General features: G+C 62.6%; 18 protein-coding genes, 1 tRNA gene and 1 pseudogene. 6 read left to right on the top strand and 14 right to left on the bottom strand.

Annotation, left to right across the window (positions count from 1 at the left end; genetic code table 11):
• Position 1: 1 nt before the first annotated feature.
• The 9 genes from QEN71_RS03455 to QEN71_RS03415 form a co-directional block, all read right to left on the bottom strand.
• Positions 2-3,262 carry an efflux RND transporter permease subunit gene (locus QEN71_RS03455; protein ID WP_290468233.1) on the bottom strand — a complete coding sequence of 1,087 codons (3,261 nt, stop codon included), beginning with the start codon at positions 3,260-3,262 and terminating at the stop codon, positions 2-4.
• 63 nt (positions 3,263-3,325) lie between these two features.
• The gene (locus tag QEN71_RS03450) at positions 3,326-4,579 is read right to left on the bottom strand and encodes an efflux RND transporter periplasmic adaptor subunit (RefSeq protein WP_290468232.1); all 1,254 of its coding nucleotides are present in this window, start codon (positions 4,577-4,579) and stop codon (positions 3,326-3,328) included.
• A gap of 239 nt (positions 4,580-4,818) precedes the next feature.
• Positions 4,819-5,205, bottom strand: coding sequence for a response regulator transcription factor (locus tag QEN71_RS03445; protein ID WP_028370299.1), 387 nt, complete (start codon positions 5,203-5,205; stop codon positions 4,819-4,821).
• Positions 5,206-5,267: 62 nt separating this feature from the next.
• On the bottom strand, positions 5,268-5,939 hold the full coding sequence (locus tag QEN71_RS03440) for a response regulator transcription factor (RefSeq protein WP_201661534.1): 672 nt from the start codon (positions 5,937-5,939) through the stop codon (positions 5,268-5,270).
• Entirely contained in the window at positions 5,936-7,276 is a 1,341-nt protein-coding gene (locus tag QEN71_RS03435) for a PAS domain-containing sensor histidine kinase (RefSeq protein WP_201661531.1), read from the bottom strand. The genes QEN71_RS03440 and QEN71_RS03435 overlap by 4 nt, the downstream gene beginning before the upstream one ends.
• Positions 7,277-7,795: 519 nt before the next feature.
• Positions 7,796-8,026, bottom strand: coding sequence for a hypothetical protein (locus QEN71_RS03430; RefSeq protein WP_201661528.1), 231 nt, complete (start codon positions 8,024-8,026; stop codon positions 7,796-7,798).
• A gap of 312 nt (positions 8,027-8,338) precedes the next feature.
• Positions 8,339-8,429: transfer RNA gene (locus QEN71_RS03425), tRNA-Ser, on the bottom strand.
• A 149-nt stretch (positions 8,430-8,578) separates the two neighbouring features.
• Complete coding sequence (gene serS / locus QEN71_RS03420; RefSeq protein WP_201661525.1) at positions 8,579-9,877, bottom strand: serine--tRNA ligase; 1,299 nt, start codon at positions 9,875-9,877, stop codon at positions 8,579-8,581.
• Between the two features lie 91 nt (positions 9,878-9,968).
• Positions 9,969-11,279: a replication-associated recombination protein A gene (locus QEN71_RS03415; RefSeq protein ID WP_201661522.1), complete on the bottom strand. Its 1,311-nt coding sequence runs from the start codon at positions 11,277-11,279 to the stop codon at positions 9,969-9,971.
• A gap of 309 nt (positions 11,280-11,588) precedes the next feature.
• On the opposite strand from QEN71_RS03415, the gene cytX reads away from it, so the two are divergent.
• Positions 11,589-12,905: a putative hydroxymethylpyrimidine transporter CytX gene (gene cytX / locus QEN71_RS03410; RefSeq protein WP_201661519.1), complete on the top strand. Its 1,317-nt coding sequence runs from the start codon at positions 11,589-11,591 to the stop codon at positions 12,903-12,905.
• 13 nt (positions 12,906-12,918) lie between these two features.
• Here the strand turns inward: cytX and QEN71_RS03405 are convergent, their stop codons facing one another.
• Both QEN71_RS03405 and speB read right to left on the bottom strand, forming a co-directional pair.
• Positions 12,919-14,550, bottom strand: a complete 1,632-nt coding sequence (locus QEN71_RS03405) for a tetratricopeptide repeat protein (protein WP_201661517.1) — start codon at positions 14,548-14,550, stop codon at positions 12,919-12,921.
• A 247-nt stretch (positions 14,551-14,797) separates the two neighbouring features.
• Positions 14,798-15,790 carry an agmatinase gene (speB, locus tag QEN71_RS03400; protein ID WP_201661514.1) on the bottom strand — a complete coding sequence of 331 codons (993 nt, stop codon included), beginning with the start codon at positions 15,788-15,790 and terminating at the stop codon, positions 14,798-14,800.
• 162 nt (positions 15,791-15,952) lie between these two features.
• Between speB and QEN71_RS03395 the strand changes: the two genes are divergently transcribed.
• Positions 15,953-16,867 (top strand): LysR family transcriptional regulator, encoded by a 915-nt coding sequence (locus QEN71_RS03395; RefSeq protein ID WP_201661511.1) that lies wholly within the window; start codon positions 15,953-15,955, stop codon positions 16,865-16,867.
• A gap of 9 nt (positions 16,868-16,876) precedes the next feature.
• Here QEN71_RS03395 and lolA read toward each other — a convergent pair whose 3' ends face one another.
• Together lolA and QEN71_RS03385 are read right to left on the bottom strand one after the other, a co-directional pair.
• Positions 16,877-17,572: an outer membrane lipoprotein chaperone LolA gene (lolA, locus tag QEN71_RS03390; protein WP_201661508.1), complete on the bottom strand. Its 696-nt coding sequence runs from the start codon at positions 17,570-17,572 to the stop codon at positions 16,877-16,879.
• 36 nt (positions 17,573-17,608) lie between these two features.
• Entirely contained in the window at positions 17,609-19,924 is a 2,316-nt protein-coding gene (locus QEN71_RS03385) for a DNA translocase FtsK (protein ID WP_201661505.1), read from the bottom strand.
• Positions 19,925-20,409: 485 nt separating this feature from the next.
• On the opposite strand from QEN71_RS03385, the gene trxB reads away from it, so the two are divergent.
• Entirely contained in the window at positions 20,410-21,417 is a 1,008-nt protein-coding gene (trxB, locus tag QEN71_RS03380) for a thioredoxin-disulfide reductase (RefSeq protein WP_201661490.1), read from the top strand.
• Between the two features lie 29 nt (positions 21,418-21,446).
• Here the strand turns inward: trxB and QEN71_RS03375 are convergent, their stop codons facing one another.
• On the bottom strand, positions 21,447-21,581 hold the full coding sequence (locus QEN71_RS03375; RefSeq protein ID WP_267909743.1) for a hypothetical protein: 135 nt from the start codon (positions 21,579-21,581) through the stop codon (positions 21,447-21,449).
• On the opposite strand from QEN71_RS03375, the gene QEN71_RS03370 reads away from it, so the two are divergent.
• The 3 genes and pseudogenes from QEN71_RS03370 (at position 21,580) to QEN71_RS03360 (ending at position 24,365) form a co-directional block, all read left to right on the top strand.
• Positions 21,580-22,398: a Smr/MutS family protein gene (locus QEN71_RS03370; protein ID WP_201661488.1), complete on the top strand. Its 819-nt coding sequence runs from the start codon at positions 21,580-21,582 to the stop codon at positions 22,396-22,398. The two genes, QEN71_RS03375 and QEN71_RS03370, sit on opposite strands and share 2 nt — an antisense overlap.
• A gap of 15 nt (positions 22,399-22,413) precedes the next feature.
• The gene (locus tag QEN71_RS03365) at positions 22,414-23,034 is read left to right on the top strand and encodes a trimeric intracellular cation channel family protein (protein WP_201661485.1); all 621 of its coding nucleotides are present in this window, start codon (positions 22,414-22,416) and stop codon (positions 23,032-23,034) included.
• A gap of 60 nt (positions 23,035-23,094) precedes the next feature.
• Positions 23,095-24,365, top strand: a pseudogene (locus tag QEN71_RS03360) (IS256 family transposase).
• Positions 24,366-24,466 lie beyond the last annotated feature (101 nt).

The raw sequence follows: 24,466 nt of genomic DNA, 5'->3' as shown, positions 1-24,466 counted from the left end.
GTCAGTCACCCTCGCGCGGTGCAGACGGGCTCGTGGTCGGCCCACCACCGACAGTCGGCCCACCCGCAGACGGTGGCACCTTCGGCTCACTGGGCGTTGCGCCAGGCCCGGAAGGCGGCACATCGCCCGTCTTCTTGTCCTTCTTCTTCGCACTCTTCTCCGACATCGTCTCCAGCACATAGAAGAACATCGGAATGAAGAACACGGCAATCGCCGTCGCGCCCAGCATCCCGCCGATGACGCCCGTGCCAATCGAATGCCGGCTGTTCGCCGACGCCCCCGTCGCAATCGCCAGCGGCACGCAGCCGAGAATGAACGCCAGCGACGTCATCACGATCGGCCGCAACCGTTCTTCGGCTGCCGTCATCGTCGCGTCGAACACTGACTTGCCCGCCTCGCGGTTGAGCACCGCGAACTCGAAGATGAGAATCGCGTTCTTCGCCGCGAGCGCAACGAGCATCGTCAGACCGATCTGGAAGTACACGTCGTTGTTCAGCCCGCGCAACAGGATTGCGAGCAGCGCGCCGAACAGCGCGAACGGCACCGCCATCAGCACGCCGAACGGCAGGCTCCACTTCTCGTACTGCGCCGCGAGAATCAGGAACACCATGATCAGGCCGAACACGAACACGAGGCCGGACGTGCCGCCCGACTGCTTCGCCTCGAACGCCTCGCCGCTCCATGCGATGCCGTACTCGGACGGCATCTGCGTCGCGAGTTCTTCGAGCGTGCTGATCACCTGGCCCGACGCGTAGCCAGGCGCGGCGTTCGCCGTGATCTTCACGGCCGGGAAGTTGTTGAAGCGCGTGATCAGGTCCGGCCCCGTCACGTAGCGCGACGTCACCACCGATTTGAGCGGCACCATGCTGCCATTCGAACTGCGCACGAAGATCTGTTCGAGATCGTCGGGCTTCAGGCGATACGACGGCTCGGCCTGCAGAATGACCTGCCACAAACGGCTCGAACGGTTGAACTGCGACACATAGAGCGAACCGAACATCGTCTGCATCGCGCTATAGACGTCCTCCACCGGCACGCCGAGTGTCTCCGCCTTGTCGCGATCGACGTCAACCAGCAGCTGCTGCGAATCCGCATTAAAGGTGTTGGTCACGCCGGTGAGTTCCGGCCGCTGCTTCGCACGCGCGACGAAATCGTTCACCACCGCCGCGAACTGCGCGATGGTCGCATCGCCCTTGCTCTGGATCCACATCTCCGTGCCGCCCGTCGTGCCGAGGCCCGGAATCGACGGCGGATTGAGCGGCACGACGATGCCTTCGCGAATCTGCGAGAGCGCCTTGTATGCATCGATCAGCACCGCGCGCGCGTTCTGCGTGCGGATATTGGCCGACTTGTAACGTTCCTCGAAACTCTTGAAGCCGACGAAGAACGTCGACGAATTGTTCTTGTTCTGGCTATCGAGAATGCTGAAGCCGTCGACGGTCGTGATGCTGCCGACGGCGGGCTGCTTCATAAAGTACTCTGAAATGCGATCGGAAACTTTCCCCGTTCGATCGAGCGATGCGGCATCGGGCATGATCACGGCGCCGAGCAGATAGCCCTGATCTTCGGGCGGCAGGAAGGCGGTCGGGATGTCACGCATCATCAGCACCGCGAGCCCGATCATGCCGACAAAAACCAGCAGCGCGATCACGAAACGCTTGATGATGAGCCGCACCGCGCGCGTATAACCCGCCGTCATCCGCGCGAACTGGTTGTCGAACCAGCGGAAGAAGCCTTTTTTCTCGTGATGTCCGGGTTTCAGCAGCAATGCGGCAAGCGCGGGCGAGAGCGTCAATGCGACCACACCGGAAATCACCACCGAGATCGCAATCGTGATCGCGAACTGCTTGTACATCTGCCCGGTAATGCCGCCGAGAAACGCCACCGGCACGAACACCGCGCACAGCACCAGCACGATCGCGACGACCGGCCCGGCGACCTCATCCATCGCCTGTTTCGCGGCCGATTTCGGATCGAGCTTGTGAACGGTCATGTTGCGCTCGACGTTCTCGATCACGACGATCGCATCGTCCACGACGATGCCGATCGCGAGCACCATGCCGAACAGCGTGAGCATGTTGATCGAGAAACCGAGCGCCTCCATCCCCATGAACGTGCCGACAATCGACACCGGCACGGCCAGCACGGGAATCAGCGTCGCGCGCAGGCTCTGCAGGAACACGAACACGACGATCACCACCAGCACGACGGCTTCGAAGAACGTGTGCACGACATCCGTGATCGACGCGCGCGTGAACTCGGTGGTGTCCATCGCGATCTCGTAGTCGATCCCTTCGGGGAACGTCTTCTTCATCTCGGCGAGTGTCGCGCGCACCTGTTTCGACACATCGAGCGCGTTCGCGCCCGGCTGCTGGTAGACGGCGAGCACGGTCGCGGGCTTGCCCTGGAAGCGGCTGCGGATCGAATAGTCCTTTTGCCCCAGTTCCGCACGGCCGATGTCCTTGAGCCGCACGATCGCCGCGCCGCCGCTTTGCGCACGAATGATGATGTTCTCGAACTGGGCGGGTTCGGTGAGGCGTCCCGTCGTCGTGACGGCGAACGACTGCTCGACAGGGTTCCCGGTTGGCGATTGCCCCAATCGGCCGACCGCGAACTGCTGGTTCTGGTTGGCCACCGCGCGCTGCACGTCGGCGGCCGTGATGCCGAGTTGCGCCATGCGGTCGGGGCGCAGCCAGATGCGCATCGCGTAGTCGGGCGTGCCGAAGATGCTCGACTGGTTCGCGCCCGGAATGCGCTTCAAGGCATCGAGCACGTAGACGTTCGCGTAGTTGGCGATGTAGGTCGCGTCGTAGCGCTCGGTGGGCGAGTAGATCGCGATCACCATCATGAACGCCTGCGATTTCTTCTGCACCTGCACGCCCTGCGCCGTCACCGATTGCGGCAGTTGCGGCAGCGCGAGATTCACGCGGTTCTGCACGTCGACCTGGGCGAGTTCCGGGTTCGTGCCGATCTGGAAGTACGCGTTGATCGTCAGGTTGCCCGTCGATGAACTCGACGAGCTCATGTAGATCATGTTGTCCGCGCCGTTGACCTGCTGCTCGATGGGTGCGGCGACGTTGTTGGCGACCACGTCGGCGCTCGCGCCCGGATAGGTCGCGGAGATCGTGATCTGCGGCGGGGTGATGTCGGGATATTGCGCGGTGGGCAGCGCGAGCATCGTCAGCGCGCCGCCGAGCGTGATGACGATCGAGATGACCGAGGCGAAGATCGGGCGGTCGATGCAGAAGTGGGAGATGTTCATCGGATCGGGGGCGCCGGATGGCGTCGGTCGTCATCGGTCATCGTTCGTCGGGGCTTCGCATCGTCATGGGCTGGCGCGCTGCGCGAGCGTCGCGGCGGGCGCTGATGCCGAAGCCGCGGGTGCCGAAGCGGGTGCGGCAGGCGTCCCACCCGGTGGCGCACTGACCACCTTGATCTGCGCATCCGACGACACGCGGATCGCGCCGTCGACCACCACGCGTTCGCCCGCCTTCAGGCCTTCGTTCACAAACCAGTCGTCGCCGTGCCAGTCGCCGACATCGATCACGCGCTGATGCGGTTTCGAATCCTGGTCGAGCACCCACACGAAGTGGCTCTTCGCGCCTTGCAGCACCGCGCGCTGCGGCACGAGAATCGCATTCGGCCGCACCGCGCCCGACACCTTCGCACGCACGAACTGCCCCGGGCGCAACGTGCCGTTCGGATTGGAGAACGTCGCGCGCACGAGGAACGTGCCCGTCTGCTGGCTGAACGCGGGGTTCGTGAAATCGATGCGGCCTTTCTCGGGATAGATGGAACCGTCGGCCTGGATCACTGTCACGTCGAACTTGTTATCAGGCGGGAAACGCAGCAGGCCCTTGGTGATCTGTTCGCGGTAGCGCAGCAGTTCGTTCTCGGAGATGCTGAAGTTCACCCACATCGGATCGAGCTGGTAGACGTACGTGAGCAGGCCGGATTGTGTCGGCGTCACATAGCTGCCGTCCTGCACACGCGCGAAGCTGGAGAGACCCTTGAGCGGCGAGCGGATCGTGCAGTAGCTCAGGTTCAGTTCGGCCGTGCGCACTTCACCCTGTGCGGCGATGACGGCGGCTTCGGCCTGTTTCTCGTTGCCCGTTGCGTCGTCGAGATCCTTCTTGCTTAATGCGTTTTGTGCGGCAAGCGGAATCACACGCGCTAGGTTCTGCTTTGTGACGAGCAGCCGCGCCTGCTGTTGTGCGAGCGCGCCCTTGGCGGATTGAAGCGCAGCTTCGAAAGGCTTGCGGTCCATCACGAACAGCACCTGGCCTTCCTTGACCAGCGCGCCTTCGTCATAGAGCCGCCGTTCAAGAAAACCGTCGACACGCGCACGGATTTCCACCTCACGCGAACTCTGCGTCTGCGCGGTGAACTCGAAATCGACGGGGGTTTCTTTCTGCGCGACGGTGACGACGGTCACTTCGACAGTCGGGCGTGGCGGTTCGGTGGAGGCTTTCTTGCAGGCGGTGAAAAACAGGACGGACGCGAGTGCGGCCACGAGCGCACAGCGTGATATCGGCGGCCACGCGGCAACCATCGACGGGTGTCGAAATGTCCGTCCCATAACAAATCTCCGCAACTCGAAACGATTGCCTCCGCCCTCGCCTGCGCTGCGCGCACTGCACGGCGGACTAACGGGAAGCGCGCCAGCCGGGCTGGCGACTCCGATGCAATCCAGTGTGGAAGCGGGGCGGGTCAAAGACAATTGGACCTTGGTCCAATACCCAATCCGGCGATAACGGTCGTGCGCAGGAGCGCATATACGCTTGCGTCCCGCAGCGTTCGATCGCACGGGCGACGCGCTCATAGCGGCGCAGCGATGCCGAGCACGGCACACACTGTCCGGATGAAGAGCACGTCGTTGAAGGGCTTGCGCAGATAGGCGCGCGCGCCCGCCGCGAGCGCGGCTTCGCGCACGCCGGCGTCGTCGTGGGCCGTGATGAATATGACGGGCACGGCGCTGCCCGCCAGCCGGCGCTGCACCTCGATGCCGTTGGAACCTGGCATCTGCACGTCGAGGATCACGCAGTCGGGGCGATACGAAGGCGTGGCCGACAGCACGTCGAGAAACTCGTCGCCACTCGTGTACGTATCGGCCGCAATCCCGACTGAGCGCAACAGACGCCTGATCGCCCTGCCCACCGACGCATCGTCGTCGACTACCACGACGAATGGTTTGTCTGTGCCCATTCTGATTAGCCTATTGAGCCGCCACGTCCACGCGGACGATGCGTGGGCGTCTCAGCAATAGACTATGAGACTGCGGGCGTCGGTGGTATTGGACCTTGGTCTCGTATGCCGTCGGCTGTAGACTCGCAAGCGACGGCCACCTTGTCGGCGATGCGCACCAGTTCCGCGAGCGAGCCGACCTCCATCTTCTGCATCACACGCGCGCGATGCGCCTTGACGGTTTTCTCGACGGTGCCGAGTTCGCACGCCACCTGCTTGTTCAGAAGGCCGAGCACGATCAGATTCATCACTTCGCGTTCGCGCACCGTCAGGCGTCCGACGCGGCTGCGCAACACTTCCAGTTCGTGCATCGACTTCGACACTTCGACGGAACGCGTGAGCGCGTGATCGATCGCGCGCAGCAGATCGTCGTCGTCGACGGGCTTGGTGAGGAAATCGGTCGCGCCGGCCTTGATCGCGCCGACCGTCATCGCGATGTCGCCGTGCCCCGTCAGAAAGATGATGGGCAAACGGGCATCGAGTTCGCGCTGCAGTTCGAGTCCGCTCAGATCGGGCAGCTGCACGTCGAGCACGACGCAAGCCGGCGTGCGCTCGACAACCGCATGCGCGAGAAATTCACACGCCGAGCCGTACGCCTCCACCTCGTGTCCCGCCGACCGGATGAGCCGCGTGAGCGCGCGGCGCACCGACGGGTCGTCGTCGACGACGTAGACGAGCGCGGCGGACAGGCTCATGACGCCGCCTGCGCAGCACCGGCGCTGCTCGTTTCGCGCGCTGCAGGTAACGCGACATAGAACGTCATGCCCTGATCCGGGTTGTTCTCGGCCCACAGGCGGCCGCCGTGCATCTGCACGATCGAGCGGCTGATCGACAGCCCGAGACCCAGACCTTGCGGCTTCGACGTGACGAACGGCTTGAAGATGCATTCGAGCCTGTCGGGCGTCAGGCCGTGTCCGCGATCGCGCACGGCGATACGCACCATGCCGTCGCGGCCGGGTTGCGCAAAGAGCGCCACCACGCGATCGGGCGAACCGCATTCGCTCACGGCATCGAACGCGTTGAGCAGCAGATTCAGTAGCACCTGCTGCAGTTGCACCTTGTCGCCGCGCACGGGGGGCAAGCCGTCGTCGATCACGTGCGACACATGGATGCCGCGCGCGACGGCATCGCCATGCACGAGCAGCGCGACGTCGCGCAGCAGGCCGCCCGCATCCAGACTGAAAAGTTGCTGCTGCTCTTCCTTCTTCACGAAGGCGCGCATCCGGCGGATCACTTCGCTCGCGCGCCCGCTGTCGTCGACGATGTCCTTCAGGATGTCGCGCACTTCGGCGAGATCGATCGGCTCCTGATCCATGAAGCGCTGCGCGGCCTGGCCGTTGCTGAGAATCGCCGTCAGCGGCTGGTTCAGTTCGTGTGCGAGCGACGCGGCCAGTTCGCCCATCGTCGATACGCGCGTCAGATGCGCGAGCTCCCGGCGATTGCGTTCGAGTTCGAAGCGCTCGGTCATGTCGGTGATGAACGCGACGGTCGCGATGCGCCCTTCATAGCGGATTGCGCTCGTCGCGATTTCGACGGGAAACTCGCTGCCGTCGCGGCGGCGCGCGCGCAGGCTGCGCGTGCGGGTCGAAGCGGGACGGCCTGCTTGCTGCGAAGCGCCGCCCGACGCGCGGCTTTCCTGTGAAAGCGCCGGCGCGACCATGCCGACACATGCACCCGCCAGCACGCCGCGCCGGTAGTCGAAAAGCCGTTCGGCCTGCGCATTGGCGAGGACGATCACGCCATGTTCGTCGAACACGACGGACGCGACGGGCAGGCACTCGATGACATCGGCGAGTTCGTTCGACGCGCCGGACTGGCGACGCAAGAACGTGAAGTAACCGCTTGCGCCATGCAGGCTTCCCATGCGCGCGAGAGGGTTCGCCGCGCGCTTGAACCAGGGCAACAGGGATACGCCGCTGCGCATCGGCATGGAACCGCCGACGCGCTCCGGCGCGACGCGTCGCAGATGCAGCGACCACCAGACAATGATTGCAGCCACCGCGACTGTCAAAGCAGATATAGCGATGTGCATGGCTTACCGTTCCTCAAGACGTTCGCACTCATACTGCCGCGACCACGTGCGCACGCCTTCGTTGTTGTTAGCAACGCATCCGGGCGGCGCGGGAATGGGCGCGCGACGCCTCTGCCTTTACGCATGAAACCGTGACATCGTCTTGTACTGATGCACTGGTTGACCGCCGAGGTCAACTACTTGCGCCAGAAAATGAACGGGCAAAGTGGCCCATTGGCGCAAATCTTCATATGGACTGCGAATATTCACGACCAGCTTCCGTGAACAATCGCTGGTGACTTTTTACTTGTCCGCACTGATGTCGGGCGGAAAAAAGTGCAACTTCATCGTAGGCACAAAGTCGGGCTTAGTAAAGCAGCGAAGCGGTCGCCGGCGAGAAACTGACGGGAGTCTTCGGTTCCGCGGCATCTGTTCACGCTGGCGTTTCAATGGCGGGGTTTGATGCGCAGCCCGAAACGATCTTTGGCGTTGCTGAGCGCTTCGGGCTGTAGCGGAAGGTTGATGAACGGACGGGCTACGTCATGCGAAATCCGATGGGCCCGGCGTCGGCACGCCTGGCGGCGGATCCTCGTCGCCTATCGGTTCGTCCGGATCTTCGTCATCCGTCTTTGGTTTTTCGGGCAACGGTTGATCGAGGCCGGGTTCGACAGGCGTGGGAATCGCATCGCCGATCGGCTTGTTGAGCTCGTTCGGCGGAATCTCGGCCGGATCTTTCGGTTGTGTGCTTTCCTCGCGATTGGGGCTCGTCATGTTGGACTCCAATTGTGGTTGGGCAGACAACACAGATCACGCAACGACCGTACCAATGGTTTTTGTGCAGTAGCGTTCGACGAGTCGCCGAACGCCCGCGATGCCTGTCGACATGCGATGTGCAGACGAACATGTGCTTGCGCGGATTCGTAGATCTGTCGCGAGCGGACGAGCGAGAAAACGGGATTGTGGCGCTATGGCCGTGTAATTTGCGGCGTCCGGCTTCGGAGGATCAGGAGGCGATATCGGCCGCGCGTGAAAAGAGCGGCACAAACGAAAACAGGCCCCGAAGGGCCTGTTTCGCTTTGCATCTGGCGGAAAGGGTGGGATTCGAACCCACGATACGGTATAACCGTATACCGGATTTCGAGTCCGGCGCATTCGACCTCTCTGCCACCTTTCCAGATTCTTTGACTTCCCACCAAGGTGGTCTTGTCGCGTCACACTAAGCGGGTCGTTGCTTGCGTGAGACGAAGATTATAGAACACCTGTTTTCGATTTCCAAGTCATTTTTCGCAGAAACTTGAAAAGGACCTGGAGACGTCAATCCGTTCAGCCGGCCGCCTTCACTTCCAGACGTTCGACGCCGCCCAGATACGGACGCAGCGCCGCCGGAACCGTGACCGAGCCGTCCGCGTTCTGGAAATTCTCCAGCACCGCGACGAGCGTACGGCCGACTGCCAGTCCCGAACCGTTGAGCGTATGCACGAGTTCGGGCTTGCCCTGCGCGTTGCGGAAGCGCGCCTGCATCCGGCGCGCCTGGAACGCTTCCGTATTCGAGCAGCTCGAAATCTCGCGATAGGTGTTCTGCGCCGGCACCCACACTTCGAGGTCGTACGTCTTCGCTGCCGAAAAGCCCATGTCGCCCGTGCAGAGCGTGATCACGCGATACGGCAGTTCGAGCTTCTGCAGGATCGTCTCCGCGTGCGTGACCATCTGCTCGAGCGCGTCATACGACGTGTCAGGCGACGTGATCTGCACCATCTCGACCTTGTCGAACTGATGCTGGCGGATCATGCCGCGCGTGTCGCGGCCATACGAGCCCGCTTCCGAGCGGAAGCACGGCGAATGCGCCGTCAGCTTGATGGGCAGCTCGTTCGCGTCGACGATACTGTCGCGCACCGTGTTCGTCAGCGAAATCTCCGACGTCGAGATCAGGTACTGCGTGACCGTATTCTCGCCGCCGCCCTTTTCGACACGGAACATGTCGTCGGCAAACTTGGGCAGCTGGCCCGTGCCGAACAGGATCTCAGGATTGACGATGTACGGCGTATAGACTTCCGTATAGCCGTGCTGCTGCGTGTGCGTGTCGATCATGAACTGCGCGAGCGCGCGATGCAGACGCGCGATCTGTCCGCGCAGCATCGTGAAGCGCGCGCCCGACAGCTTCGCACCCGTTTCGAAATCGAGGCCGAGCGGCGTCCCGACATCGACGTGATCCTTCACCTCGAAGTCGAACGTGCGCGGCGTGCCCCAGCGGCGCACTTCGACGTTGCCCGCTTCATCGTTGCCGACGGGCACGCTTTCGTGCGCGAGGTTCGGCACGCCGAGCAGCAGGTCGGACAGACGCTTCTGGATGTCTTCGAGCTGCACCGCCGACGCCTTCATCTCGTCGCCGATACCGCCGACTTCGGCCATCACCGCCGACGTGTCTTCGCCCCGCCCTTTCATCGCGCCGATCTGCTTCGACAGACTGTTGCGCTTTGCCTGCAGCTCTTCGGTACGGGTCTGGATGGCGCGGCGTTCGGCTTCGAGCGCGGAGAACGCCGCGACGTCGAGGGTATAGCCGCGATCGGCGAGGCGTTTCGCGACGCCGTCGATGTCTTTGCGCAGCAGCTGGATGTCAAGCATGGGATGGGGCGACAGTTCGTTGGTTGAATGGGCGATTTTAGCGCACCGGCGCGGCTGGCCGGCGGCATTGTCGGGTCAGGTGCAACGCGCTTCAGCTTTTCTTCCGGTTCTCGCTGCGCCATTGCGCATCGAGGTCGGCGAGTCGCGCGAGCTTCTCCCCGATCTTGCCTTCGAGCCCGCGCGGCGTCGGCTGATACCAGCGTGGGTCGCGCATGCCGTCGGGCAGATAGGTCTCGCCTGCGGCGTACGCGTCCGGTTCGTCGTGCGCGTAGCGATACTCGTGGCCGTAGCCGAGTTCCTTCATCAGCTTGGTCGGCGCGTTGCGCAGATGGATCGGCACGGCGCGCGACTGGTCCTTGCCGACGAAGCTGCGCGCCGCGTTGTACGCGTTGTAGCCCGCATTCGATTTCGGCGCGACGGCCAGATAGATCACGGCTTGCGCGAGCGCCAGTTCGCCTTCGGGTGTGCCGAGGCGCTCGTAGGTTTCGGCGGCGTCGAGCGCGATGCGCGCCGCACGCGGATCGGCGAGCCCGATGTCCTCCCACGCCATGCGCACGAGGCGCCGCGACAGATAACGCGCGTCCGCGCCGCCGTCGAGCATCCGGCAGAACCAGTACAGCGCGCCGTCCGGATTGCTGCCGCGCACCGACTTGTGGAGCGCGCTGATCTGGTCATAGAACGCGTCGCCGCCTTTGTCGAAGCGACGCAGATTCTCGACGAGCGCACTGGCGAGCAGTTCGCCGTCGATTTCCGTTTTCTTCTGCTGAGCCGCCGCGCGCGCGACGATCTCCATATTGTTCAGCAGCTTGCGACCGTCGCCGTCGGCGGAACCGATCAGCGCGTCGCGCGCTTCGTCCGTGAACGTGAGGCCGCCGAGTTCCTTCCGCGCGCGGTCGAGCAGTTCGCGCTGCTCGTCCGCGTCGAGACTCTTGAGCACGTAGACGGCGGCTCGCGACAGCAACGCGCTGTTCACCTCGAACGAAGGGTTCTCCGTCGTCGCGCCGACGAACACGAACAGTCCGGACTCGACGTGCGGCAAGAACGCGTCTTGCTGGCTCTTGTTGAAGCGATGCACTTCGTCGACGAACACGAGCGTCTGGTGGCCGTTCGCGCGATGGATCTGCGCCGTTTCGACGGCTTCGCGAATGTCCTTCACGCCCGACAGCACCGCCGACAGCGCGATGAACTGCGCGTCGAACGCGTCGGCCATCAGGCGCGCGAGCGTGGTCTTGCCGACGCCGGGCGGGCCCCAAAGGATCATCGAATGCGCTTCGCCCGACTCGAACGCGACGCGTAGCGGCTTGTTCGGGCCGAGCAGATGCTTCTGCCCGATCACTTCGTCGATGGTGCGGGGCCGAAGGCGCTCGGCGAGCGGAACATTGGCGCGGGTTTCTTCAAACATGGCGTTTTGGGGATAATCTCGGCTTTTCGGGTATAAACCGTCACACGCACAGCATGCACCGCATGGCGCGCGGCGGTCTGTCCCGGAACGGCACGCAACCGCGCGAAACCGTCATCCGGCGTGCAGCGGCGCATGCAGAGTTGTGCATTATGACAGCCGCCGCGCAGCGAGGCTTCGCGGCAGATGTCATAGGCGGAATCTGATGGGCGGTCCGCAAGACACGTACCGTGCGCCGGACAGGATAGCGACAACATACGGTTGCAAATCACAGCCGATACGACAACGACAGACAGACAGGAAACAGATTCGATGGCTCAGGATCCAATCGCCGGCGAGACCGGCTCGACCTACGCACCGCTCAAGCCGGTGCCGGACGCGCGCCGCGCGTTCAAGACGGGCGACGCGTTCGCACTCTGGTTTTCGCTCGGCATCGGCCTGCTGGTCGCGCAGGCGGGCGCGCTGCTGGTGCCCGGCCTCTCGCTGCCGCACGCGCTGCTGGCGATTCTGATCGGCAGTGTGATCGGCGTGGTGCTGCTCGCGCTCGCGGGCGTAATCGGCACGGACACGGGGCTTGCGGCGATGTCGTCGCTGCGTCCGACGCTCGGCGTGCGTGGCGCGTCGATTCCCGCCGTGCTGAACATGGTTCAGCTGGTTGGCTGGGGCTCGTTCGAAGTGATCGTGATGCGCGATTCCGCCGATGCCCTCTCCAAACAGGCGTTCGGTTTCTCGGCCCCGCTTCTCTGGACGCTGATCTTCGGCGTGCTCGCGACGCTGCTCGCGATCAGCGGCCCGCTGTCGTTCGTGCGGCGTTTTTTGCGCACGTGGGGCATCTGGCTCCTGCTGGCGGGCGCCGGATGGCTGACGTACGCCGTGCTCGCGAAGCAGAACCTCGGCGAGCTGATGCATCGTCCGGGCAACGGCGAAATGTCGTTTGGCGGCGCGATCGATCTCGTCGTCGCGATGCCTTTGTCGTGGCTGCCGCTGATCGCCGATTACACGCGCTTCGGCCGCAAGGCGGGCGAGACGTTCCGCGGCACGATCCTCGGTTATGGCATCGCGAATATCTGGTTCTACGCGCTCGGCGCGGTGTACGGACTGGCCGCAGGTGGCGGCGATGCGCTGCTGACCACGGCGCTCGCGCAGGCGGGTGGCGGCCTCGCGCTGCTGCTGGTGTTGATCGATGAGATCGACAACGCGTTCGCCGATGTTCACTCGGCGGCGGTGTCGACGGGCACGTTCTGGACGCGCGCGAGCGTGCCGCTGCTGTCGGCCGCGTTTGGCGCGCTGTGCACGCTGATCGCGCTCGCCGTGCCGATGGCGAAGTATCAGAACTTCCTGCTGCTGATCGGTTCGGTGTTCGCGCCGCTGTTCGGCGTCGTGCTGGTCGATCACTTCATCGTGCGCAAGCGCCGCATCGAAGTCGACGCGCTCGCCGATACGCAAGGCCGCTACGGCTACTCGGGCGGCTGGCACATGAGCGCGTTCATTGCGTGGGCGATCGGCATCGCCGCGTATCAGGCGATCAACCAGTGGCTGCCGAATCTCGGCGCGACGCTGCCCGCGCTGGTGATCGGCGCGGTGTGCTATCTCGCGTTCGTATCGGCGCGCAAGCAGGCTTACGCCTGATTTTTGAAGATCTTCAGGTCGGCGCGCGCTCGCTCGTCGACCATTCTTCGAGCGCAGTTCTCACGCGCTCGATCACCTCGCCCCACTCGCCAGGCTGCGTCTGACGGAACAGACGTGCGCGCGGATACCACGGCGTATCGTCGCGATCGTGCAGCCAGCGCCAGCAACCGTCGTAGCGCGAGAGAATCCACGTCGGCTTGTTCAACGCGCCCGCCAGATGCGCGATCGATGTATCGACGGTAATCACAAGGTCTAGTTGTTCGATGATCGCGGCTGTGTCCGCAAACTCGTGAACGTCGTGCATCGGATCGAATGGACGCAGTTCCGGCGGGAGCGTGTCGATTTGCGGCTGCGTCGACGCGCCCTTTTGCAAGCTGACGAACGTGATGCCCGGCACGCGCAGCAGCGGAAGATACGCGCGCGCATCGAGCGAACGGCGGCGGTCGACGGCGTTGATCTCCGGTTGATCGGGACGCGGATCGCCGGCCCAGACAAGTCCTACCTTGAGGTTGCCTTCGGGCAGACGTCCTTTCCATTTCGCGGAGTACGCGGGAGGCACGCGCAGGTAAGGCGTTGTGCGCGGAATGGCGTCGAGCGTCGTCGTGCCGAGGCGCTGCGGCAGGCTCATCGTCAGGCACACGTAGTCGTGCTGCGGAATGTCGTGCTCGCCATCGAGCACAATGCATCGGTCGACGCCTTCGATCGTCTCGAACAGACTTTGCAATGCAGGCGAACACGCGACGCTCAGCTTCGCGAGTCCTAGAGCCTTGAGCATCGGCAGATAGCGGCAGAACTGGAGGCTGTCGCCGTGCCCCTGCTCGGGCCACACGAGTAAGGACTTCCCCGCGAGCGACTCGCCGCGCCAGATCGGAAACCCGACTGGCGGCGGCGCAATCTTGCGAGCCGGCCACGCGGAATCGTAGCGGGTTTCGAACAGCGCCCAACCCTCTTCCAGACGCCCGACGTTGAGCAGCAGATGCGCGAGGTTGATCTTCACCTCGAAGTAATCGGGCTGAAGCGCGAGCGTCTGTCGATACGACGCCTCCGCTTCGGCAAAGCGATGCTGCATCTTGAGCACCACGCCGAGATTGAAATGCGCCTTGACGTCGCGCGGATTGGCCATGATTGCGCTTTTATATGCTGCTTCGGCTTCGGGCAAGCGCATCTGGGCCTGATACAGCACGCCAAGATTGACCAGGAAGTCGCCGTCATTTGGCTGAAGTTCGAGCGCGCGCAGATAGGCCGATTCGGCCTCGTCCGTCCGGCCGAGTTGCGCATAGAGCCGCCCCATGTTCACGTAAGCGCCGGCGTGATTCGGCGTAATGGCCAGCGCGTTGTGATAACACGCTGCGGCTTCGTCCAGGCGGCCCAGTTCTTTCAGCACGACGCCCAGGTTGCTGTGCGCGTCGCAGTAATCCGGCTTCACAGCAATCGCGCGCCGCCAGTAAGTCTCGGCATCGTGCGGACGATCGATTGACAGGCAGCACGCCGCGGCCAGATTCAAAACCTGCGCGTCGGCGGTGTGTGCGATCAGCGAAGGTTCAAGCATCGCGAGCGCTTCCTGGAAGCGTGCGTTGCCATACAGCGAGACTGCGGATGAATAGCGATCGACTGTGGCCTCGGGATTTTGCAAATCGCCGTACATGACTGGATCCTGCGAGAGACGTATTAGGAAGGGGTGCGGCGCGCTTTACGATTTATCCAAGAATTCTTGTCGAAATCGCGCCGAAGCCCTTGCAGCGTACCGAAGCGAGGGGTCCGTCTCTAGCTCACTATTCTTAAAAATGCCTAGGATGTGGCGAATTGGGCCTCGGGTGATGAGAAACAAAAACGCCCATAACAGACGTTATGGGCGTTGTCTGGGCGATTCTGTGAATCGCCAGTGCGATGAATTAGCGCGTAGCCGGCCGATACTCGACGCCCGGCAGCACGCACAGCAGTTCGAACGCGAGATTCGCGCCGAGCAGCGCGGTCGTGCCGAACGGATCGTACGGCGGCGCCACTTCGACCAGATCGCAGCCGACGATATTCAGCCCACGCGCGCCGCGCACGATTTCGAGCGCCTGCGGCACCGTCAGTCCGGCGATTTCCGGCGTGCCCGTGCCCGGCGCAAAAGCCGGATCGATCCCGTCGATATCGAAGGTGATGTAGACAGGGCCGTCGCCCATCTGCTCACGCACGCGCGCCATCAGCGGCACCAGCGACTGGTTCCAGCACGCTTCCGCCTGCACGACCTGAAAGCCCTGATCGCGGCACCAGTCGAAGTCTTCCGCCGCGTAACCCGTGCCGCGCAGACCGATCTGCACCACGCGATCGCAATCCAGCAAGCCCTCTTCGACCGCGCGGCGGAACGGCGTGCCGTGCGCGATCTTTTCGCCCATCATCGTGTCGTTGACGTCGGCGTGCGCGTCGACGTGAATCAGGCCGACCTTGCCGTACTTGCGGTGGATCGCGCGAAGGATCGGCAGCGCGATCGTGTGATCGCCGCCGAGCGTGATCGGTTTCGTGCCGTGTTGCAGGATTTCGTCGTAAGCGCGCTCAATGCGGCCGATCGAATCCAGGAGGTTATACGGATTGATCGCAACGTCGCCGATATCGGCGACACGCAGGGAGTCGAACGGCGCGGCACGCGTCGCCATGTTGTACGGGCGCAGCAGTACCGATTCCGCGCGAATCTGACGCGGACCGAAGCGCGCACCCGTGCGGTTCGACGTGCCCAGATCGAACGGCACGCCGACGAAGCACACGTCGAGCCCTTCCGCCGAGCCGACGTTCGGCAGCCGCATCATGGTGGCGATCCCGCCGGAGCGCGGCATCGCGTTGCCCGACAACGGCTGCGGCCGCTCCGTGAGGTCCGGAGAAACGAAATTCGAGGAAGTATTCATCGTGGTTCGCCAATGAAAAGCACAGCGTCTTGAAAAAGCGTCAAATCCAGCCGCCGCAAAGCGCGCGACGCCGGGGCATTTCTTATTTTTGTGCAGTTCCGGCGAAGATAAAATGCCGACAGAAAAAACTTCACATCGATTCGCACCGATGTATCCTGCCGTATGTTCTCGCAACTGACCGATCTCGACCTGCGCCTGATCCGCGTGTTCCTCGCCATTGTGGACGCGGGCGGCGTTTCGCCTGCTCAGGCTACCTTGAATGTAGGCCAGTCCACCATCAGCACGCAACTTTCGACGCTTGAAACCCGTCTGGGGTACCGGCTGTGCGAACGCGGCCGCAGCGGTTTTAGCCTGACCGCGCGAGGCGAACAGTTCGTCGAGGCGGCGCGCGCGCTGCTGTCAGCCGTCGATGCCTTCGGCGTGCAGGCGCGAAATGTCGGACGAAAGCTGGTCGGCACGCTCGGAATCGGCATGATCGGGCATACGCCCGTGTCGGAAAGTGCGCGTATCAGCGATGCGATCGCGCGCTTTCGCGCCCGGGACGAGTCGGTGCGATTCTCAATTCTCGTGCGCTCTCCAGGAGAACTCGAAGAATTGTTGTTGAGCGGACGGATTCAGATCGGCATCGGATATTTCTGGCACCGTGTGCCGTCGCTTGAATACACCGAGATTTTTTCAGAGGAGCAGTTCGCGTATTGCGCAAAGGGGCATCCGCTGTTCGCTCGCGCGGGCGATGTCTCCCCCGCCGAAGCCGCGCAGCATGAGTGGGCGTGGCGCAGCTATCCGCTGCCCGAGGCCGAAGCTTCAGCAACGCCGCACAATGTCTCCGCTGTCGCCGACAACATGGAAGCCGTCGCGATGCTCGTGCTGTCGGGTCATCACCTCGGCTATCTGCCGGGGCACTTCGCCGCGCCGTATGTGAAGGAAGGTTTGCTCGCTGCGGTAAACCCGCAGCAGATGGGCTACCGCGTCGCGTTTCATATGGTCACGCGGACGCGGCAGCATCGGACCGAAATCGTCGATGCGTTTATCGACGATATGAAGGCCGCGCATCCGTCGCCCGGCCTACATGCATGAACGCGACGTTTAGCCGTTGATCACGTCGGCGCCCTTGGGCACCGTGAACTTGAACGCGTCCGCGGGCAGCGACGGGTTCTTCTGGATGTTCGAGAATTTCAGCAGCGTCACGTTGCCGAACACGTCGTGCAATTCCATCGCTTCGAGATTGCCGTCCTTGAAGCCGATGCCGACACGCTGAAACTGCGTGTCCTTCGACTTCGGAATCAGCTCGAGCCAGTCGATGCCCGCCTTCACGCCCGCGTCCTTCAGCGTGAAGTTCTTGTCGAGATCGTTGCTGCCGAACAGGATTGCCGCCGGGCTCGCACCGAGTGCGCCGCCCAGCTTGCGCACCGTGACCTGATTCAGATCCTTGTCGTACACGTAGAGCTTGTCGCCATCGGCCTGCAGCAACTGCGCGTACGGTTTTTCATAAGCCCAGATGAACTTGCCGGGACGCGCGAACGTGAACGTTCCGCTCGACACCTTGTTCTGCGACGCATTTTGCGTCGACAGCACGCCGCTCGCCTGTTGTTGCGCATTGCTCGGCGCACGCACTTCCGTTTGCGTGAATTCGCCGCGCGCCGAACGCACTTGCGAAACGAACTGCTTCAGTTGATCCGTGCCACTTGCGAAAGCATGAGACGTGACGAGCATCGAGGCGCCGAAAGCGAGTACGCGCATCAGATTGCCAAGACGGGTCTTAGACCCAACGATTTGCAGCATGTAGTTTTCTCCCTTATGGCGTCCGGGCAGCGAGCGTCATTCCGTCTCGCGTGCCGGCACCAGAATTTCGCGGTTGCCGTTCGACGACATCGCCGACACCAGCCCCGACTGCTCCATCTGTTCGAGCAGACGCGCGGCGCGGTTGTAGCCGATGCGCAGATGCCGTTGCACGAGCGAAATCGACGCGCGACGGTTCTTGATGACGATTTCGACAGCCTGATCGTATAGGGGGTCGGACTCGCCGCCGCCCGCGCCGGTTCCCGAGGCGTCGGCGGAACCTTCGTCGCCTTCGCCCGACACGCCGCCTTCCAGCAGCCCTTCGATGTAGTTCGGCTCGCCCTGCTCCTTGAGCTTTTCGACGACGCGATGCACTTCGTCGTCGGATACGAACGCGCCGTGCACGCGAATCGGCAGGCCCGTGCCCGGCGGCAGATACAGCATGTCGCCCATACCGAGCAGCGATTCCGCGCCCTGTTGATCGAGGATGGTGCGCGAGTCGATCTTCGACGACACCTGGAACGCCATCCGCGTCGGCACGTTAGCCTTGATAAGGCCCGTGATGACGTCGACGGACGGACGCTGGGTCGCGAGAATCAGATGGATACCCGCCGCGCGCGCCTTCTGTGCGATACGCGCGATCAGTTCTTCAACCTTCTTGCCGACCACCATCATCAGGTCAGCCAGTTCGTCGATCACAACGACGATATTCGGAAGACGCGACAGCGGTTCAGGATCGTCCGGTGTCAGGCTGAACGGATTAGGAAGTTTCTCTTCGCGCTTCGCGGCGTCGTCGATCTTGTTGTTGAAGCCCGCGAGGTTACGCACGCCCAGCTTGCTCATCAGCTTGTAGCGGCGCTCCATTTCGGCGACGGTCCAGTTCAGCGCGTGGCCGGCCTGGCGCATGTCCGTGACCACCGGACACAGCAGATGCGGAATGCCTTCGTAGACGCTCATTTCGAGCATCTTCGGATCGATCAGGATCATTCGCACCTGATCCGCGCTCGCCTTATACAAGAGCGAGAGAATCATCGCGTTGATACCGACCGACTTGCCCGAGCCCGTCGTACCCGCGACCAGCAAGTGCGGCATCTTCCCGAGATCCGCGCACACTGGCTTGCCCCCGATATCCTTGCCGAGGCCCATCGTCAGCGGCGAGCCGGCGTCGGCGTAGACGGCGGAGCCGAGAATCTCCGACAGCCGCACCGTCTGACGACGCTGGTTCGGTAGTTCGAGCGCCATGTAGTTCTTGCCCGGAATCGTCTCGACAACACGAATCGACGTCAGCGACAGCGAGCGCGCCAGATCCTTCGCGAGATTGACGACCTGGCTGCCCTTCACACCGACAGCTGGCTCGACTTCGTAGCGCGTAACGACCGGACCAGGATACGCCGCAACCACGCTCACATCGACGCCGAAGTCCTTCAGCTTTTTCTCAATGAGTCGCGAGGTGAATTCGAGCGTATCGGCGGAAATGGTTTCTTGCGTGGCAGGCGCGGGATCGAGCAGCGAAATGGCCGGCAGCGTGGAGTCGCCAGGCAGGCTTTCGAACAACGGCACCTGACGTTCTTTCTCAACGCGCTCCGACTTCTCCGGCTTCGTCACGGGCGGCACGATCATCACCGGCTCGTGGTCCTCGCTCTTCACGCGGCTCTGTTCGACCTTGCCTTCGCGTTTCACGGCAGCCGCCTCGCCGAGCTTGCGGTCGCGGCCCGCTTCGCGACGCAGCTTGGCGAGCGTCACGGCATTGATGATCGAATCGCCGACCTTCTCGCAAACGGACAACCACGAGAAGCGGAAGTACAGCGACAACCCGATGCCCAGCGCGATCAGCAGCGCGAGCGTGCCGCCCGTGAAACCGAGCGCATGTGACACGCCCTTCGCGACCGCTTCGCCGATCACGCCGCCCGGCGCGCGCGGCAGTTGCACTTTCAGCGACCACATGCGCAGCGCCTCGATGCCGTCGCACGCGAGCAGCACGAGCACGAACGCGAACACGTCAGCGAGCCAGCTGTTGTCGCGCGGCGCGTCTTCGGCGGGTTCTTCCTGACGGGTGATGCGCTTGTAGTTGGTCGAGATGCGTCGCGCGAGCAGGACGATCCACCACCAGGCGGACAGCCCGAAAAGCAGAAGGAGGATGTCGGAGGTGTAGGCGCCGACGCGGCCGGCCCAGTTCGAGATGTGATCGACCTTCGCCGCGAACGTCCAGCTCGGGTCGCGGCGACTGTAGCTGATCAGCGCCATCACGAGGAAAACGCCGAGCGCCACCTGGAGAATCCAGCGGATTTCGGTGAAAAGGCGCGACATGCGGTGAGGCAATGCCTGCGCGTTCGCGGAGTATGGAGCTTTTGCCATTGAGCCTGTTGCGTGTGGCGGCCTGCAGCGGTTTGATTGCCGGTTCGAGTCCGGTCCCCGGCGCCGGTTTCAGTTGCCCTTCAAATCGTCTGCCGGGACTGACTCAGGTGCCGGGAATGTCCGCCGGCAAGCCGCCTGTCGTTCGTTGGCGACTATTGTAAACGCACTGTTGCGCCCAAGGCTGTAAATGACGGTAACGTTGGCCGAACGGCCAGGAATGTCGTAATTCCCATACGTTTTCGGGCCAAACGCGGGGCTTTTCGGCGGATTTCAGCGCCGTTACGCCATTTACCCGGCTTAAGCATTTGGCATCGCCTATCGGTTTCATCATAAAGCTTCATGAAGCAGCCGCTTGCCCTGCCCTTTATAATACGGGGCTGATACCCATCTAACGTGTCAAGCAGGTTTCCCGGCTCGACGCCAGTACCGCCGGTCACGGCAATTGCTTCATCGCCGCAGACCGACGCTTTTAACGGATTTCGATCATGCCAGCTTCCCCGACCAAACACGCGAAGGTTCTGATTCTCGGTTCCGGCCCTGCCGGTTACACGGCGGCCGTCTACGCGGCGCGCGCCAACCTGTCGCCGATGCTCGTCACGGGTCTCGCGCAGGGCGGCCAGCTGATGACCACGACGGAAGTCGAAAACTGGCCCGCCGATCCCAACGGCGTGCAAGGTCCGGAGCTGATGGCGCGCTTCCTCGAGCACGCCGAGCGCTTCAACACCGAGATCGTGTTCGACCATATCCATACGGCCAAGCTGGACGAAAAGCCGATCCGCCTGATCGGCGATTCGGGCGAGTACACGTGCGATTCGCTGATCATCGCGACGGGCGCGTCGGCGCAATATCTCGGCCTGCCGTCGGAAGAGCTGTACATGGGCCGCGGCGTGTCCGCGTGCGCGACCTGCGACGGCTTCTTCTACAAGAATCAGCACGTCGCCGTGGTCGGCGGCGGCAATACGGCGGTTGAAGAAGCGCTGTACCTCGCGGGCATCGCGAAGAAGGTGACGGTGATCCACCGCCGCGACAAGTTCCGCGCCGAGCCGATCCTGATCGACCGTCTGCTCGAGAAGGAAAAGGAAGGCGGCGTCGAGATCAAGTGGGAGCACGTGCTCGACGAAGTGAAAGGCAATGAGGGCGGCGTCAACGGCCTGCGCGTCAAGAACGTGAAGACGGGCGCGACCACGGATATCGACCTGCAAGGCCTGTTCGTCGCGATCGGCCACAAGCCGAACACGGATATCTTCGAAGGTCAGCTGGAGATGAAGAACGGCTACATCATCACGAACGGCGGCCTGAACGGCAACGCGACGGGCACGAGCGTGCCGGGCGTGTTCGCAGCCGGCGACGTGCAGGATCACGTGTACCGTCAGGCAATTACGAGCGCGGGTACGGGCTGTATGGCTGCGCTGGATGCGCAGCGTTATCTGGAAAGCATCCACGAGTCGATCGGCGAGCGCGCGATGAGCGCCGAAGCCGAGCGTTCGATCTGATCCTTTGATTGCGTCGCTGTTTGTGGTGTTCAACTAGAACGGCGGACGTGGATCGGTAAAATAGCGGCATGCAGCCTGCGTGCCGCGCTTGCTGGATTTTCGATGTTCGTAAGGGCCGCGGCGATATGCCGGCGGCCCTTTTTGTTTTTTGCTTCGATCGCCATGCCCAAGAACCTGCCCCACCCGAGCGAACCGAAACGGCCGCGCAAAGCGGCTTCCCGTCCTGACGATGCTTCTGTGTCGTCTGATGCTGGCGCTTCTTCGTCTTCTTCGGCGTCTTCGAAGAAGCCTTTGGTTGAGACCGGCGCCGGGCTGGCTGGGCTAGGCGGTTTGCGCGATGCGTTGAAAGGCGCATCCCAACGCGCTCAGCGCGAGAAGGCTGTGGCGGCGCAAGCGTCGCGTGAAGCCGCCGCCGATGCTGACATGTTCCGGCGTGAAATCGGCGAAGTCGCGCCGCTGGGCGCGAAGCCTCGCGCGACGGTGGCGCGCACGCCGCCCGCTCCCGTTCCGCTTCAGACGAAACTCGACGAAGAAGCTGTGCTGCACGAAGCTATTTCCGATGAGTTCGATCCCGAAGTGCTGCTCGATACCGATGAGTCGCTGTCTTACTGTCGGCCCGGTGTGAGCCAGGAAATCGTTAAGAAGCTCCGACGCGGTGCCTGGATCGTGCAGGCACAACTTGATCTGCATGGGATGCGTCGTGAGGAAGCGCGTGAGGCGCTATCCGAGTTCATCCGTGAGGCGAGTAAGAAAGGTCTGCGTTGCCTGCGCGTGATTCATGGGAAAGGCTTAGGGTCGATTGGGAAAGAACCGGTGCTGAAGGGCAAGGTTCGCGCGTGGCTCGTGCAAAAGGAAGAAGTGATCGCGTTTTCGCAGGCTCGTGCGCATGATGGTGGTGCCGGGGCTGTACTCGTGTTGCTGCAACCTGTGTCGGCTGGGTCTGCTCCCGGGTCTTCGTCTTCTTCGTCAAGCAAAGTCTAAGAAGGCTCTTCAACGATGCATCCTCGTCTCACTCTCGCGCTTTCAATCATGGAAGCGCTGGCTATTCTTGCCTACGCGATCTCTGGGTTTATCGAAGCCCGGACGAAACGGCTCGATGCTGTTGGGACTTTTCTGGTGGCGATGGCGACTGCATTCGGCGGCGGGACGGTTAGAGATGTGCTGCTCGATCGGAGGCCGTTCTATTGGGTCGAGCATCAGTGGTACGCGATTCTGATCTTTGTTCTCTCGTTCTTTGCGCCGTTTGTGTTGAAGGCTTACACGCGGGTTTTTAACGAGCGCGTGTTGCTCGTGGCGGATGCTGTGGGGCTTGGGCTGTTTAGCATCTCGGGGACGTCGCTCGCGCTCGATGCGCAGATGCCCTGGTTTGTGGCGTCGATGATGGGTGTGGCTACTGGCGTGTTCGGCGGCATCATCCGTGATGTGATCTGCAATGAGGTTCCTCTTATTTTGCGGGACTCGCGGCCGTATGCTACTTGTGCGCTTGTTGGGTGTTGGGTTTATCTGCTGCTGGATTACATTAACTTCGATACGGTCTACAGCGTGTTGATTGCTACGGGGTTCATTCTTGTGGCAAGGCTAGTGACGTTTAAGTTGGATGTTAGGTTGCCGCATTGATCGGACCTATCCGCAATTTTGTGGGCGAGGCATAACATGAGGAGTTAAAAGCTCATGGATATGCCGATGAAGAAGAAACGCACAGTGGCAGCTCAGGCGGCGGCCCGCGGGCCGTTGCCTGAGCTGCCCGAAGCCCTGCTGGACGAACTGGTCAAAGGGCCGATGACACCGGCGCAGGTGCAGGACCTGATGCTGGCGTTTAACAAGGCGGTCATCGAACGTGCGATGGGTGCCGAGATGAGCATGCATCTGGGCTACCGGCCTGGGCAGGCCCGGCCGGCCGGTCAGGCCAACGAACGCAATGGTGCCAGTGGCAAGACTGTTATCACCGAGCGCGGACCGCTAAGGGTTGACTTGCCGCGCGACCGCGATGGCAGCTTCGAGCCCATCCTGATCCCGAAGCACGAGCGCCGTTTCACTGGCTTTGACGAGCGCATCATCGCAATGTACGCGCGCGGCATGAGTGTGCGCGAGATCCAGGCCTTTCTGGCCGAGCCTACGGCACGGAGGTCTCGCCCGATTTCATCAGTTCGGTGACTGACGAGGTGATGGCCGAAACGCTGGCCTGGCAGAACCGGCCGCTCGAGCCGATGTACCCGGTCGTATTCTTCGACGCCTTGCGCGTGAAGATCCGCGATGACGGCGTGGTCAGCAACAAGGCGGTCTATCTGGCGCTGGGCATCCAGACTGACGGCCAGCGTGACGTGCTGGGCTTATGGATCGAGCAGACCGAAGGGGCGAAGTTCTGGCTCAAGGTGTTCAACGAACTCAAGACGCGTGGCTGTCAGGACATCCTGATCGCCGTGGTCGATGGCCTGAAGGGACTGGCCGAGGCAATCGGCACCGCTTATCCCAGGACAGCCGTGCAGACCTGCATCGTGCATCTGATCCGCAACAGTCTGGCATATGCGAGCTACAAGGACCGTAAGCCCCTCGCAGCGGCGCTGCGCCCGATTTATGCTGCCGCGAGTGAAGCGGCTGCGCAGCAGGCTTTACAGGCTTTCGCTGAGGGCCCGTGGGGCATCCGGTACCCCATGATCGTGCAATCCTGGCAGCGCGCCTGGGAACATGTCACGCCTTTCTTCGTGTTTCCGCCGCAGATCCGACGCGTTGTGTACACCACCAACGCCATCGAGAGTCTGAACATGCAATTGCGCAAGATCATCAAGACCCGGGGCCATTTCCCCAATGACGAAGCGGCCATCAAGCTGCTGTGGCTGGCATTGCGCAACGTCCTTGCAAAGTCCGTGCGCCATGCCTATGACTGGAAGTCTGCAATGAACCAGTTTGCCATCCTGTTTGGCGACCGCTTCACGCAGGCCCGCGGATGAAGATTCTTTAACTGCCTCGCCCACAAAAACGCGGACAGGTTCCATTGATCGAAAAATACTTCCCTTCGCAACAGCGCGGGAACTTTAAAGCCGCCGCGACC

It is taken from the genome of Paraburkholderia sabiae (genome assembly GCF_030412785.1).
In the GTDB taxonomy this organism is placed as follows: Bacteria; Pseudomonadota; Gammaproteobacteria; order Burkholderiales; family Burkholderiaceae; genus Paraburkholderia; species Paraburkholderia sabiae.
Note: the sequence above shows the minus strand (reverse complement) of the source record. Positions and strands in the feature narration are given on the sequence as shown.